Raw genomic sequence first — 15633 nt, forward strand, 5'->3', positions numbered from 1 at the left:
ATGGTTTTTAAAAATTATCATATTTAAATATATTAAATGATGAATTGTATTATTGATGTAAAGGGATATTTCCAAATCGCTTATTATGGTAAACAATTATAAAATAAGAAGGGGATGAATGTTTTCAATCAAAATATTACGCTTTTTTTGTTTTATGGCGTCTCAGTAACAAGATCACAAAGCAGGACCCATCCCAAAAAAAACAATCAGGTCCACAGTAGCTACTTCATTGCTAAATGTGAAAATTTTTGGAAAGCAAAAAAACAAATCACAAGAGCACAATCACGTCAAATAATACACAATATAAACATATAAACCATTATTTTAAAGCTAAATAGGTGAAAAAACAAAATTATTGATAAATTTCATTTATGTATCGATTAAATAAAATTGGCAAAACATATAGAAATTTCATTTTATCCCATTGTGTTTAAAACCGACACTAATAATCATCATTCCCATAATTATAATAATATTCTATCACCATGATATTTTATGATAATTGGATCATTATTTTACACAACCAAATTTTAAATATCTTTGTTTCATCTTGATTAAATGAAAAAACGATATTAAGTAGTATTAATTTTATAAAAATCTTAAAATACAAGTCATTTAACAATAAATTTTATTGACTCATGCGATAAGAAAGTGTGGTCTTTTTATCTTTAACAATTAATTGAAAACGCATTAAGTTAATCCAATACTATATTTTTTTTAAATTATCAAAATTATAATTGACAAATAAAAATTATATTTATTAAATATAATTAATCGCTTTATAAAATAAAAAATACTATCTAATATACTTATATTATACTAGAAAAAAACTTTTTAAAAACACATTTATGAAAAAATTAATAAATTATAAGTTGATATTGATAAATAATGGTTTAGCGTCTTTGAATTATGATGCTTTATGCCAAAAAAAATATAAAAATGATTTTTGCAACAACCAAAGGAAGGGTAACCAACTTTGGATAAAGTACATTTTAAAACATTTATTGATGAAGTGTTTTTTTATTTTAATAAAATACTTAATCTATTAAAATTATCCTTTCAAGAAAGAATAGGCAATAAGTGCTAAATAATTTGAAAGTTATTTATTTTTGCTTTAGGAATTAAAATTTATAACTAACTTTTATCTTTCGCCATTTATACCTATATTGTACTTTAATTTTATTATTTTGTAATATAAAAATGCAACAAAGAAAGCCAAAAAAAACCCTCTAAAAAAGAGGGTAAAATATATGATAATTAAATTAAAATGATAAGCTCCATAAAAATAACACCGGATAAAAACAACACTTTTTAAGAAAAAAAATAATTTTTTCTCAAAAAATAAATTGTCTATTGATTATATTTCTGTAAATTCTATTTTAAAAAATAACAATCATTTAAATAAAACTTAAGGGATTAATTATTTAATTGAATTAACTGAAATAACTCTTCCTTCTAGTCAATATTTAAAAACATATATTGATTTAATTAAAGAAAATTCATTAAAAAAGAGATTTATTAACTTTGATCCAACAATTACCTAGTGAAATATCAAAAACTAAAAACATTCATAATTATTTACAAACAGTTAAAACCCAAATAGAAGGTTTTATACAAAACACTAAATCACCATTTATATCATTTAAAACCTTAATCCCTAGCATCCGTAAAAATGTCATTTATGATCATGATTCTCATCAATTATTAGGATTTTCAACAGGTTTTAATAATCTTGATGAATTAATTGTTGGTTTTAAAAACCAACAATTAATTATTTTAGGAGTTTGTAAGGGAATGGGTAAAACAACAGCATTAATACTTAATTTAGTTTATAATATGGCTAAAAATTTTGATGAAAATACTAAAAAACCAAAAATATTATTTTTTAGTTTAGAAATAGAAGCAGAAGAATTAGAGGTATTAGGTTGCTTTTTAGCAACATCAAATATTCCTTTAAGAAATCTAATTCATAAAAAACTCAGAGTAAATGATAAATGTTTTTTAGTTATTACTGAGCATAAAATAAATAAAATTAATATTTTTATTGATGATCATAGAAATAATAAAATTGAAGATGTCAAAGTTAAATGTCGTCAAATGAAATACACCAAAAAAGTTGATGTTATTTTTATTGATTACCTTCATTTATTAAAAGAAGACCAAAATTTTAATACCTATCAAGCAATAGCAATGATTTCAAGAAAAATCAAAAAAACTAGTAAATGGACTTAATATACCAATCATAGTTTTAAGCCAAATGAATCGAGCAGTAAGAATTCGAGAAGTGAAAGAACCTCAATTAACAAGTTTAAGAGATTCAAGGACAATCGAACAAGATGCAGATATGGTGATGATTTTTTAAATCGTAAAAGTTATTACCAAAAACCTGATAAAAATCCACATACTAATTTAATTATTGCCAAAAACTGCAGTAGACAATTAGGTGAATGTGATTTTTATTTTTATAAACAAATTCAAAAATTTGTAGAAAAAACAAATAAGAGAAGAAAGTAATTGATTTTATACTAATTATTTTAATTATTTTTAATATTCAAGTTTTAACTCTTACAATAAATTTTGACATATTGACTTCATATTATTTTAATCAAGGATATAACAAAATTTTAAAAAAATACCATCTAAAATTCCCTAACCAATTAAAAAAAAGGCAGGATGAATAAAATGGAATATCTCACTAATTCTTATTTTAATAACATTAACATATTTAATCACAATTCTTTATATGTTGAGATTACTAAAAAAATCTTTTTACCTGATCTATTTAATTTAAATTTCAATGAATACATGCAAACCTCGCATTCTAACTTAAATAACTTTTTAATTGACAACCAACACAACTCTCAAAAAATCATATTAAAACAAATAATATAAATATTAATTGTTAAAAAAATAGGAGAAATAAAATGAAAAATAATAAAGAATCTCAGCAATTACCTTGTTTTTTTATTTTATATACATCTTTTTTTAAAAATTAAATAATTAAAACTATCTTTTAATAGCGATTTGTTCCTTTAAAACAACAATAAAATCTTTTATTTTCATTTCAATTTGAGTAATTTTACCATATTGTCTAAAAGTAATAACATCTTGTTCTATTTCACGATCACCAATCACAATTTGATAAGGGATTTTTAATTTTTGAGCTTCTCTAATTTTATATCCTAAAGTAGTTTCTTTATTATTAAGTTCTACTCTCAAACCTTCAGATAATAACATATCTTTAATTTTTTGAGTAAATTCTAAATGAACGAGGCAAGAAACTGGAATCAAAAGCACTTGCACAGGAGCTAACCACAAAGGAAACACCCCTTTATTCTCTTCTAATAAATGAGATAAAAATCTTTCAATAGTAGAAACAACTGCTCGATGAATAACTACAGGACGATAATGTTTGTTGTCAGTTCCAATAAAAGTAAGATCAAATTTTTGTGGTAATAAAAAATCTAATTGAATTGTTGATAAAGTTTCTTCATTTCCTAAAGCAGTTAAAACTTGAACATCTAATTTAGGACCATAAAAAGCAGCTTCTCCTACAGCTTCTTTAAAAGGTAAATGAAGTTCTTCAATAATCTCTTTTAAAATCTTTTCAGAATTTTGCCACATTAAATCATCATTAAAATATTTATTTTTATCTTGCGGATCGCGATAACTTAAACGAAATTCATAATTTACAATATTAAAATCACGATACACTTCTAAAATTAAATTAATTATTTTTTTAATTTCTGTTTTAATTTGATCTGGGCGAACAAAAACATGAGCATCATTAAGTGTCATTCCACGAACTCTTTGCAAACCAGAAACCGCTCCTGATTTTTCAAAACGATGCATCATTCCAAGTTCGGCAATTCTTAAAGGTAATTCTTTATAACTACGAGGAATTTTTTTATAAATAATCATATGATGAGGGCAATTCATAGGCCTTAAAACTAATTTTTCACCATTATCAAATTGCATCACAGGAAACATATTTTCAGCATAATGTTGTAAATGTCCTGAAATTTCATAAAGATCGATATCGGCCATAATAGGAGTATAAACATGATGATATTCATAACTTAATTCTTTATCAACAATATATCTTTCTACTAATCGTCTCAAAGTAGCTCCTTTAGGCAACCAAAAGGGTAATCCCAAACCAACCTCTTTTGAAAACATAAAGAAATCTAATTCTTTATTAAGTTTCTTATGATCGCGTTCTTTTCTGTCTTCTAAAAGATTTAAATAAGTTATTAAAGCTTTTTTTTGAAAAAAAGAAATGCCATAAATACGGGTTAATGATTGTTGCGACGAATTTCCTTGAAAATAAGAACCTGATATTTTTAAAAGTTTAAAATATTTAATAAGAGAAGTTTTGGCAACATGACCACCACGACAAAGATCAAAAAATTCTCCTTGACGATAAATACTAATCACAACTTCTTTGTTTTTTTCTAATAAAATAAGTTTATAAGGATTAGTTGAAAACAGTTGCTTAGCTTGTTCATATGAAATTTCTTCTCTTACAATAGGAAGATTTTCGCCAACAATCTGTTTCATCATTTTTTCAATTATAGGGAAATCTTTAGGAGTAATAACTTGATTTTGAAAATCAATATCATAGTAAAAACCTTCTTTAATAACAGGTCCAATAGTTAATAAAGCTTGTGGATAAATCCTTTGAATAGCTTGTGCCATTAAATGAGCGGCACTATGATTTAATATTTCTAATACTTTAACATCGGTTTGGGTTAAAATTTCTAAATCACCATTTTCTTTTAAAGGATAATTAAGTTCAATGGGATTTTGATTAAAAAAAGCTGCTACTGGTTTGTTCAAAGAAGTTGATAAACATTCTTTCCAAATTTCAAAAGGAGTTATTCCTGGATGAAATAAAGCTGTTTGATTATTAAAAAAATTAATTTTAATCATCATAAAATCCTTTCTTTGTCATAAATTATTATTTGCACATATTTACTTATTGCTTATCAAAGTAATTTGACCTAATTAACACTTTTGGTATATGATAAATCATCAAGCTTAAAAGTTGTTGGTGCTTGCAACACTGACAACACTATTAATAAGTTTGATGTTTTTCTAAAAATAAAACTATTTCTTGTTGTAAATCATTAATAAATGGAAGTATATTAGAAGCAGAAGGTAAAAATAAAGTACAAGCTCTTAAATGACCTTTACCACCATATTTTTTAACAATATCATAAATTTGTGGCCCATTAGAACAAATACGAACTTGAATTTCTTGATTACTTTTTTCTAAAAAAAGAACATAAAAAGGATGATACTCTAAATTAGCTAAAATATCAATGGCTGCAAAAGTTTCTTCAAAAGTTAAATCAAATTGTTTCATAATCTTTTGTGAAACAAAAACATAAACTAAATTCTTAACAGCAACAATATGTTGACATATATATCCTTTATATTTCAATAAACTTAATTTTTCTTTTTTAATAGTTTTTTCAACTAAAGCAATATCAATTCCATAATTCATTAATTCTGATGCTATCAGAAAAGTTTGACTATTAACCCTATGATACCTAAAATTGCCAGTATCAGTAACTATTCCTATAAAAATAGCTAAAGCCCCTTTAAAAGTTAATTGCAAATTTAATCTTTCTTTTAACAAAAAAATCATCTCTGAACAAGAAGCAAAAGAAGCATCAACCCATTGATAATCGCCATAATTTTGAATTAAAATATGATGATCAATACGAATAATAAATTTACCTAAATTAAACCGGGGATCACTAATGCTATCCTTATCACTAGAGTCAACCACAATGACTAAAGCATTTTGATAAAGGGAATCATCAATTTGATCAATCAAACCTAAAAAAGATAAATTATCATTAGTTTCTCCTACAACATAAACTTTTTTTTGAGGAAAAGTAGTGTGTAACATATTTTTTAAACCTAATTGAGCCCCATAACAATCACCATCAGGATGCTTATGTCCATGAATAACGATAGTATCAAAAGCTTTAATTTTTTCTTGAATTAATTTCATATTTACCTCTTTTGGATTCTTCAATATACTATTGAAACATATATTTAGATTAAAAAATGCTAATATTATCCTTAAAAAATAAATTTATCAATTGTAAAAAACTATTAAAAAAAATATGATCCTATTAAATTAATACAAAACAAAAATCAAAAAAATATGAAACATTTTATCTTATAAGATAAACGATATATCATCTTATTTCCCTAAACAAAATTTAGAAAATAATTCTTTGATTAAATCATTTTCATGATGGTCACCAATAATAGCACCCAAAGCCTGATAAGCTTTAGTTAAATCAATAGCATAAATATCAATTGGCATTAATTGTTGCAACGCTTCTTTTAAATCTTGTAAAGCTTGATATGCTATTTGAAGTTGATCAATGTGCCTAATATTAGAAAAGTAATTAAAATCTTTTGATTGAATCACATCTAATTGAAATTTTTTTAAAATAGCTTTTTGCAATTGTAACAAACCAGTTTTTTGTAAACTAGAAACTTTAATGATATCTTTTTCAAGCAAAGATGATGATAAATCATCTAATAACATTTTCTTATCTGCAAGATCATCTTTGTTAGCTATTAAAATACGAGGATAATCTTTGGTTAATGTTAATAAAATTTGATCTTCTTCTTGTAAATGATCACTTTGATCCAAAACTAATAAAATAAGTTCTGCTTCTGCAAGTAATTGTTTCGTTCTTGCAATCCCTATTTTTTCAATAGGATCATCAGTTTGATGAATACCTGCAGTATCAATTAAATGAAGGGTGATACCTTGACAATTAAAATAAGCATCCACAAAATCTCTAGTAGTTCCTGAAATATCAGAAACAATAGCTTTTTGTTCGTTTAAAAAAGCATTTAATAAACTAGATTTCCCCACATTAGGACGACCAACTATTAAAGTTTTAATACCTTCTTTTAAATAACGACCTCTATGAGAATGCTTTAAAATATTTTGTAATTGCGTAATTAAACTTGATACTTGAGGATCAATAATCTCTTTAGTCATAATTAAAGCATCATTATATTCAGGATAATCAATATTAACTTCAATTTGAACAATCAAATTAAGAATTTTTTCTCGCAATAATAACACTAATTGTGAAGTTTGTTTTTGCAAACCAACTTGAGCAATTTTTAAAGCGTTTTGATTAGTAGCATGAATTAAATCCATAATAGATTCAGCTTGCACTAAATCAATTTTACCATTAAGGTAAGCTCTTTGACTGAATTCACCAGGATGAGCCAATCTAAGATCTAAAGTTAAAATACGTTCTAACACCATTTGAGTAATTAAAATACCACCATGAGTACTAATTTCAATAATGTTTTCACCAGTAAAAGAATGAGGTTTTTTAAACACAGAAATTAAAACTTCATCTAAAACAGTTTGATCTTCATTTAAAATATAACCATGATGAATAGTATGAGATTGAGTATGAATTAAATTCTTTCCTTTAAAAATTTTATTAATTTCTGTAATAGCTTGATCACCGCTAACTCTAATTACACTAATGCCCCCAGTAGCTAAAGGAGTGGATATAGCTGCAATAGTATCAAAAAACATTTTTTTAACATTCAACCTTTCTGATGGTCTTATAGTTTCACAATTGTTAAGAAAAAAATAGTTTTTAAAATAATTACAAATCAAAAAGCAAACTCAAACAAAGTAATTAATAACATAAGTTAACTACTTTTTAAATTTCTTTATTTTAAGTTTAATTTCAAAATCCCTAATAGATTCTTGAACCTTGGCTATAAAAAGAGGTATTTGATCTTTAGATTCCAAAGTGGCACCACAAGCTCTTAAATGACCACCACCTTTAAATTGTTTGGCAATATAATTAATTTCAGGACCACGAGAACGAATACGTACTCTTAAAGTATGATCTTCTTGTTCCACGAAAAAAGCCCATACAGGATAATTTTCTAAATGTCCTAAAATATTAACAAAACTAGCAGCAACATCAATATGTAAATTAAATTTTTTTAAAATTGCTTGCGAAATAACTAGATAAACAAAACCTTGGGCAGTAATAGCATTTTGATAAATATGTGCTTTATAATGAAATAAAGTAATATTTTCTTTATGAAGGTGGTAAAAAATTTCAGCAACATCAAGATCAAATGACAACAAAGAAGAGGCAGCTTTTAAAGTGTGTTGATTTACCCGGTCAAAACAAAAATTACCAGTATCGGTAACTATTCCTACGTACATAGCTAAAGCCCCTTGATAATTTAATTTCATATTAAATTTTTCTTTAAAAGCAAAAATCATTTGGGAACAAGAAGAATAATTAGGGTCAACCCATTGATAATCACCATAATTATCAACAAGCAAATGGTGGTCAATTCTAATAATTTCACGTGCTTTCTTAAATCTAGAATCACTAATTTTATTTTCTTGACCACAATCCACTATAATTGCTAAAGCATTTTGATATAATGAATCTTCTACTTGATCCATAACACCAACAAAAGATAAAGAAGGATTACTTTCACCAACTGCATAAACTTGTTTTTGAGGAAAAGTAACTTTAATAACTTCTTTTAAACCTAATTGAGCCCCATAACAATCACCATCTGGTTTACTATGACCATGAATAATAATGGTTTTAAAAGTTTTTATTTTATCATAAATAATTTGCATAATATCCTTTTGTCTTTTTTAAATCTAATTTAAGAAAGAGCTTGTTCTTGAGCCAATTCAAATAATTTCTTAATATTTTTATCAAGTTCTTTTTCTAAAAAGCACTCTACTACTAATTTATTAACTACTATTCTTGCTATATAAGATCTTTGGAATACAGGAGAGAAAAAATAAACTGATTGTTTTGTTTTGTCTTCTTCTTTTCTTTCATCAAACATAAAACATAAAACTTTTTTTCTTAATAATTCTTTTTTCTCTTTTTGAGTTTGTTCTGTTGAATTTTCAAATTGTATTGATGATGATTTGTCTATATCTTCTTTATATTTTTCTATTTTTGTTGTATTAACATAACTAGGACGCATCGGAAATGTACTTTTTTGTTCAAATAAAGCATCACTAGTTTCTCGAGACACTAAATGTTTTAAAAATAACCAAGAAGCAAGGACTTCATCTTTATCTTTTTTATAAAATAAATTAACATTAGCCCCTTGTTGTAAAGCTTTTCTTTGTCCAGATTCATTTTTACCCTTCTCCCAATAAGGACAAGCAGTTACTCCCACTTCAAAATTAGCTTTAGATAAATATTCAAACCCCTTAGAAGAATTAATATGCATTAAAATCTTTTGATCGCAAAATAAAGAATCTATGTATTTTTCACCAGATAGTAAATGAGTAGTTAAATAACCTTTATCAATAAAATCTTGTTTAAATTCTTGAATCATATGTTGAGAATCTGAGTTATTAAAATAAACCCCTAACTTAGAATCAATATCTGGTTTTTCTACATATGTAATTTTTCTTTGTTCAGAAGACACAATAAATAAATTAGATTCAGAATCATAACAAATAGGAATTTTTTGGGGAGCAATTTTTTTAATAATTTCACATAACTTTTTCATATCTTTCCATGTAATTGATTGTTTAAGTTTACCTTTATCATTAATTAATTGTTCTAACCACGGTAAATCTTCTTTTTTAATATTTTTATTATTTTTTAAAGATGCAAAATAAGTTTGATTATAAAACATTAATTCAATTGATTTATAAAAAGGTAGAGAATACCATTTTTTGGATTTGTCCTTTCCCTCTCCTAATGTAATTTGTGATTCTTCTTCAAAAAGAGGGTAAAAACGTTTTTCTTCTTTATCTTTATCATCAAATAATTTGATATCTGTATTATTGCTTCCAATAAAACTATCCAAAGGAACTAATTTACCTGATTCATAAAAATTAACTAAAAAATCAGGATAAGAAACAATTAAATTAGGTTCATTATTAGCAGGAAGAGCAATATTAATGTTTTTATCAATAGCACCCCAATTACCTTTAAATTCTTCTTTAACTGTAATATTGGGATATTTTTTATTAAACTTTTTAATAATTTCTTGTAAAAAAGCTTTATTAGTAGAATCTGCTTCTAAGTGATGCCAAAAAACAATAGTAATGTGTTTGTCTTTGAATTGTTGCCATGATGGTGAATTTATATCAAAATATTGTTCAAGAGTTTTTTCTAATTCCTCTTCATGCATCTTTCTTAAATCTTGAGCATTAGTTTTAGGGAATAAAACTATAATACTTAATATTAAAAAGCAAGTCGCAAAGAAAATAATAATTTTAAATTTATCCTTTAATACCACTATTTAATTTCCCTTCTAAAATATATTTTTTACAAAAAAGAAACAGTAAAATCAAGGGAATAGTAATAACAACAAGAGCTGCCATTTGTTCATTAATTAAATTTTGTTTTTGTTCAGAATCATAAAAAATTCTAATTTCATTAGTAAGTAATTTAGCACCCACTAATTGAGGCCATAAATAAGCATTCCAAGCAGAAACAGCTCTAAAAATAATAATATTAATTAAATTCCCTTTTAAAAGAGGGATTAAAATTTTACGTAAAAATTTAAAATCATTACTACCATCAACTTTAGCTGATAAATATAACTCTTTAGGAATTTTTTGAATATTTTGCATTAATAAAAAAATATGAACAAAATTAATTAAAAAAGGCAAAACCAAAGCTAAATAAACTCCCCCTGGAATAAGGGAACCTTGACCAGGATTGACTAAGCCTAAATATGCAACAGTTTTGTAATTAATTAAAAACATACTCTCAGTTGTAATCATAGTAGTTACCAAAAAAACACCAAAAATAATTTTTTTAGTTTTAAACTCTAACAAACTTAAGGCGAAAGCAATAATAGCAGAAATTACAACACCTAAAATAGTAGAAATACCAACTACTAAAATAGTACTTACAAAGCGAGAAAAAAAATGAAATTTACTAGAAAAAAAATTAACAAAATTTTGTAATGTAAACTCCTTAGGATACCAAGAAATATCTGAATAATTAGATTGCAAAGCCACATTAAACATCCAATAAAAAGGTAAAAGCAAAAAAAGAGCAATCAAAAGCAAAAAAAGATACTTTAAAAAAACAAAAACATATTTAGAAAACTGTTTCTTGAAATGACAAAAATCAATCTTTAATTTATTCATATTCATTTAATTTATTACCTACTACCCAAACCTAATATTTCTTAGATTTATTTTTTTGAGGATAAAGAAGAAAATTCACAATAGTGAAAAAAATAGATATTAAAAGCAAAATAATGGTAGCAGCAGCAGCCTTAGCATGGGCATCAGTAAGAGGATTTGACAATTGATCATAAATATATCCAACAATAGTATTAACTTTAGATTCATGAGGACCAAAAATACCAACAACAGATTCATATTCTTTAAAAACCTGAATCATAGTAATAATTAGTTGATAAAAAATCATAGGTTTTAATAAAGGAAGAGTAATTTTTTTTAAAATAGTTATTTTAGAGGCACCGTCAATACAAGCAGCATCATAATAATCTTTACTAATGTTTTTAAAACCGACACTAAAAATTAAAATTTGAAAAGGGAGAGTTCGCCAAACAACATAAAGAATTAAAACAAACATTTTATGAGAATAACTACTAGCAGCACTAATCCAATCAGCTTCTAAACCAAGCATTTGATTAAATAAACCTTCAGAACTATTTTTAAAAGAATAAATATTGTGATAAAAAAGGAAAGCAAAAACCATTCCCATTACCACCGAATTAGTCAAATAAGGAAGGAAAAAAACAATTTGAAAAAATTGTTTCAAAAAACGTTGATAAACACTATTCAAAACCAAAGCTATGATAAAAGATAAAAAAATAGAAAAAGGGACTGCAGTAAAAACTAATATACAAGTGTTGAAAAGTGTTTTTCTAAAATTAGGATCTGCAAAAATTTTATGATAATTTTTGAAACTAAAAGAATAAGAAAACACATCAGAAAATTTATTATAACCACTATCTAAAGAAACAAAAATAGTTTTAATTAAAGGAAAAAAATTAAAAATTACTAAAAGAATTAAAACTGGTGTTAAATAATACCAATGTTTATATTTCAAATAATTACAACGAACTTTTTGTGATACCGACATTTAAAAAATCCTCTTCTCAGTTTTAGGATCAAAAAGAAAACATTTTTCTTGTTTGATTTGAAAACAAAGTTTTTGTTTCGAAATAAATCCTTTAGGGAAAATAATATCTTTACTATTTTCATCAAAAACAAGACGAAAAGCATTGGAAACAGCTTGAGGATGACGTGCTAACAATAATAAATCTCGACCAATATTTTCTAAAAAAAGAGACTCTATTTCAAAATTACCTTTTTCAGAAAACCAATAACCCTCAGGTCTGATAGCCACTAATAAAGCTTGATTTAAGGTTTTTAATTTTAAATTATAAGAAAAATCAAAAAGCAAAGAATTACCGATATAAACCTTTCCTAAAATAATTTTGCCATGAAAAATAGAAATAGGTGGATTACCTAAAAATTTGGCAACAAATAAATTACAAGGATTAGCATAAACTTCTTGAGGATGTCCTTTTTGTTGAATTTCTCCTTGATTCATCAAACAAATTTCATCACTAATCAACATGGCTTCTTCTTGATCATGGGTAACAAAAATAGCAGTAATACCTGTTTTTCTTTGAATACGTCGAATTTCTTCACGAGTTTTCAAACGCAAACCTGCATCTAAATTGGATAAAGGTTCATCTAATAACAAAACTTGAGGTTTTTTAACTAAAGCTCTGGCAATGGCAACCCGTTGTTGTTGTCCTCCTGATAATTCAATAGGTTTTTTATCTAAATGTTCTTCAATGCCAACTAATTGAGCAATTTCTTTCACTTGACATTCAATTGCAGAAGGTGCAAGTTTTAAATTTTCTAAAGGAAAAGAAATATTTTGTTTAGCTGTCATATGTGGATATAAAGCATAATTTTGAAAAACTAAACCAATCCCTCTTTTTTCTATTGGAACATCAGTAACATCTTGTTCTCCAAAAAAAATTTTACCAGAAGAAATATCATGAAGTCCTGCAATCATATAAAGAGTAGTTGATTTACCACAACCCGAAGGCCCTAAAAGGCTAATTAATTTTCCTTGAGGAATATCGATATTAATATTATTAACAGCATAAGTTTTTTTTTTAGTTTTTTTATCAATAAAAACCTTAGAAACTTGCTTTAATGTTATACCCATTGTTTTTTATTCCTTTATTTTTTTGTATATAATTTCTATAATTTGAATATTATTAAATTTTACTTTATAAATCTTTAATATTTTTGTTTGTGTTAGGTTGGATTTTACATTTGTATGATAGTAATTTCGTAATTTGATTATAAAAATTATATATTAGTAAAATTTATTTAAACTTTATTAATACTTGCTTCATAATCATAAAAATCATTAAAAAACAAGATTATTATAAGTTCTTGGAAAAGCAATAACATCACGAATGTTATCCAAACCTGTTAACAAAAGCAAAAACCTTTCAAAACCTAAACCAAAACCAGAATGAATACAACTACCAAAACGTCGTAAATCCAAATACCATTGCAAATCTTTTTGGGAAACCTTCATTTGTTCCATTTTGGAAATTAAAATTAATAAGTTTTCTTCTCTTTGAGAACCACCAACAAGTTCACCAACGCGCGGCATTAAAAGATCCATTGCTGCCACTGTTTTTTGATCGGGATTGTTTTTCATATAAAAAGCTTTAATTTCTTTAGGCCAATCAATAATAAAAACTGGTTTTTTAAAATATTTTTCTGTTAAATATTTTTCATGTTCCGTAGCCAAATCAACACCATAAGAAATTTTATTTTCAAAATTAATATCACTTTTTTGCAAAATTTCAATAGCTTCTTGATATTTAACTACAAGAAATTTTTTTTCTTGAGCAATATTAGTTAATTCTGCAACTAAACCTTGTCTTACATTTTGATCTAAAAAAACTATATCTTCTTTACTTTTTAATAAACATTCTGTAATAACTTCTTTTATCATTTCTTGTACAATTGTTAAAGTTTGAGGTAAATCATAAAAAGCCATTTCTGGTTCTAACATCCAAAATTCAGCGGCATGTCGCGGAGTATTTGATTTTTCAGCTCTAAAAGTAGGTCCAAAAGTATAAACTTTATTCAAAGCTAACGCCATAGCCTCAGCTTCTAACTGTCCTGTAACTGTTAAAAAAACTTTTTTATCAAAAAAATCTTGATGATAATCTACTTTAGATTTTTCATCTTTTAACAAATTTTCTGAATTAAAGGAAGTCAATTGGAACAGTTCACCAGCTCCTTCGCCATCATTAATAGTGATAATAGGAGTATTAACATGCAAAAAACCTTTTTTATCAAAAAAACGATGCAAAGCTAAAAAAGCCGTACTACGAATTCGAAAAACAGCTCCAAAAAGTTTTGTCCGCACTCTTAGATGAGCTACTTTTCTTAAAAAAGAATTAGAATGTTTTTTAGGCTGAATAGGATAAGAAAAGTCGCTTGACCCTAACAAAATAATATTTTGAGCTAAAACTTCAAAAAAATTTTGATTATTTTTACTTTCTTTTAAAAAACCTTCAATTTTCAAAGAAGCTCCTATTTGTAAAATTTCTTTTAATTTTTCAAAATTAATCTGTAATGCGTCATTTAATTCCAAAACTTCTTTTTTACAAACAATTTGTAAATTTTCTAAAAAAGTACCATCATTTAATTCAATAAAAACTAAATTTTTTTGATAACGACAATTCCTAATCCAACCATTAATTATAATTTTTTTTTGTAAAAAAGAATTTGGTTTATGAAAAATATTTTTAATAAAAACTTCCATAGTTTTGGCTCAACCTTTTAATTTAATTTTTTATAATTTATAATAATAATTTGTTATTTCGTTATATTTATCATTTGACATTTAACGATTTAACATGAGTAAACTATGAAAATAAAAAAATAATTTTTTTAATTCTTTCGCAATTTCATAATTTAGAAATTCGCAATACTTAAAAAAATGAAAAAATTTATAAATTAGCAAATAAGTATTTTAAAAAAATCAAACTAACAACAAAATAATTAGATATTCCTTTATTTGTATATGATAAATTTATTTTTGAATTTTAAGTTGTCAATTATTTTAATTTTAGAATTAAAAATATTATTTTTTAACTCACTTAATAGTATTTATTTTTTAAAATATAAAAAAATTTGAAAAAAATGATAAAAATATCATATAAAATTAATAATATAATAAAAAAAGTAATATAAAAATATGATAAGAAAAAATATAATGAAAAATAACATAATAAATAAAAATTTACACTCTTGTAAACTTGTAAAAATTTTAAAATCTAGATAAAACTAAATAAAATGATAATAAAATAAGGTAGAAAACAATGTAAAAATCATATAAATATATTTTCCTTAAAATAAATTAAGCAGGCAATAAGAAAATAAAAAAATTAGGAAAAACATAAAATATTTTTTTTAAAAAACAATTACAAGGATATTTTAACATTTTTCAATCTATTTTTAAAAATATTTTAAAAATAAAATCATAAATAAATATTAATCAAAAAGTAGGAAAAATA

Annotated in this window: 10 protein-coding genes and 1 pseudogene; 2 read left to right on the forward strand and 9 right to left on the reverse strand. The window is 24.8% G+C overall.

What is annotated here, in order from left to right:
• Window positions 1-1352 precede the first annotated feature (1352 nt).
• Together J8J04_RS03295 and J8J04_RS00890 are read left to right on the forward strand one after the other, a co-directional pair.
• A pseudogene (locus J8J04_RS03295) lies at window positions 1353-2514 on the forward strand (replicative DNA helicase); the annotation flags it as partial.
• A 168-nt stretch (window positions 2515-2682) separates the two neighbouring features.
• A complete protein-coding gene (locus tag J8J04_RS00890) occupies window positions 2683-2892 on the forward strand; it encodes a hypothetical protein (RefSeq protein WP_212330988.1) in 210 nt (69 codons plus the stop codon).
• Between the two features lie 114 nt (window positions 2893-3006).
• Here the strand turns inward: J8J04_RS00890 and thrS are convergent, their stop codons facing one another.
• The 9 genes from thrS to asnS all read right to left on the reverse strand — a co-directional run bounded on the left by thrS (window position 3007) and on the right by asnS (window position 14879).
• A complete protein-coding gene (gene thrS, locus J8J04_RS00895; RefSeq protein ID WP_212330990.1) occupies window positions 3007-4932 on the reverse strand; it encodes a threonine--tRNA ligase in 1926 nt (641 codons plus the stop codon).
• A 145-nt stretch (window positions 4933-5077) separates the two neighbouring features.
• Window positions 5078-6025, reverse strand: a complete 948-nt coding sequence (locus tag J8J04_RS00900) for a DHH family phosphoesterase (protein WP_212330992.1) — start codon at window positions 6023-6025, stop codon at window positions 5078-5080.
• 195 nt (window positions 6026-6220) lie between these two features.
• The gene (gene mnmE, locus J8J04_RS00905) at window positions 6221-7597 is read right to left on the reverse strand and encodes a tRNA uridine-5-carboxymethylaminomethyl(34) synthesis GTPase MnmE (protein WP_212331085.1); all 1377 of its coding nucleotides are present in this window, start codon (window positions 7595-7597) and stop codon (window positions 6221-6223) included.
• Between the two features lie 123 nt (window positions 7598-7720).
• On the reverse strand, window positions 7721-8680 hold the full coding sequence (locus tag J8J04_RS00910) for a DHH family phosphoesterase (RefSeq protein WP_212330994.1): 960 nt from the start codon (window positions 8678-8680) through the stop codon (window positions 7721-7723).
• A gap of 29 nt (window positions 8681-8709) precedes the next feature.
• Window positions 8710-10317 (reverse strand): ABC transporter substrate-binding protein, encoded by a 1608-nt coding sequence (locus tag J8J04_RS00915; protein ID WP_212330996.1) that lies wholly within the window; start codon window positions 10315-10317, stop codon window positions 8710-8712.
• Window positions 10301-11185 carry a carbohydrate ABC transporter permease gene (locus J8J04_RS00920; protein WP_225885797.1) on the reverse strand — a complete coding sequence of 295 codons (885 nt, stop codon included), beginning with the start codon at window positions 11183-11185 and terminating at the stop codon, window positions 10301-10303. The genes J8J04_RS00915 and J8J04_RS00920 overlap by 17 nt, the downstream gene beginning before the upstream one ends.
• Before the next feature lie 25 nt (window positions 11186-11210).
• Entirely contained in the window at window positions 11211-12146 is a 936-nt protein-coding gene (locus J8J04_RS00925) for a carbohydrate ABC transporter permease (protein WP_212330999.1), read from the reverse strand.
• Window positions 12147-13253, reverse strand: coding sequence for an ABC transporter ATP-binding protein (locus J8J04_RS00930; protein WP_212331004.1), 1107 nt, complete (start codon window positions 13251-13253; stop codon window positions 12147-12149).
• A 207-nt stretch (window positions 13254-13460) separates the two neighbouring features.
• Window positions 13461-14879 carry an asparagine--tRNA ligase gene (gene asnS, locus J8J04_RS00935; protein ID WP_212331007.1) on the reverse strand — a complete coding sequence of 473 codons (1419 nt, stop codon included), beginning with the start codon at window positions 14877-14879 and terminating at the stop codon, window positions 13461-13463.
• Window positions 14880-15633: the final 754 nt, after the last annotated feature.

Source organism: 'Fragaria x ananassa' phyllody phytoplasma, assembly GCF_018274325.1.
Classification (GTDB): domain Bacteria; phylum Bacillota_I; class Bacilli_A; order Acholeplasmatales; family Acholeplasmataceae; genus Phytoplasma.

Bases quoted from the DNA above. Each gene is read 5' to 3' on its own strand.
- J8J04_RS00890 (WP_212330988.1), top strand. From the start codon at position 2,683: ATGGAATATCTCACTAATTCTTATTTTAATAACATTAACATATTTAAT.
- thrS (WP_212330990.1), bottom strand. From the start codon at position 4,932: ATGATTAAAATTAATTTTTTTAATAATCAAACAGCTTTATTTCATCCA.
- J8J04_RS00900 (WP_212330992.1), bottom strand. From the start codon at position 6,025: ATGAAATTAATTCAAGAAAAAATTAAAGCTTTTGATACTATCGTTATT.
- mnmE (WP_212331085.1), bottom strand. From the start codon at position 7,597: ATGTTTTTTGATACTATTGCAGCTATATCCACTCCTTTAGCTACTGGG.
- J8J04_RS00910 (WP_212330994.1), bottom strand. From the start codon at position 8,680: ATGCAAATTATTTATGATAAAATAAAAACTTTTAAAACCATTATTATT.
- J8J04_RS00920 (WP_225885797.1), bottom strand. From the start codon at position 11,185: ATGAATATGAATAAATTAAAGATTGATTTTTGTCATTTCAAGAAACAG.
- J8J04_RS00925 (WP_212330999.1), bottom strand. From the start codon at position 12,146: ATGTCGGTATCACAAAAAGTTCGTTGTAATTATTTGAAATATAAACAT.
- J8J04_RS00930 (WP_212331004.1), bottom strand. From the start codon at position 13,253: ATGGGTATAACATTAAAGCAAGTTTCTAAGGTTTTTATTGATAAAAAA.
- asnS (WP_212331007.1), bottom strand. From the start codon at position 14,879: ATGGAAGTTTTTATTAAAAATATTTTTCATAAACCAAATTCTTTTTTA.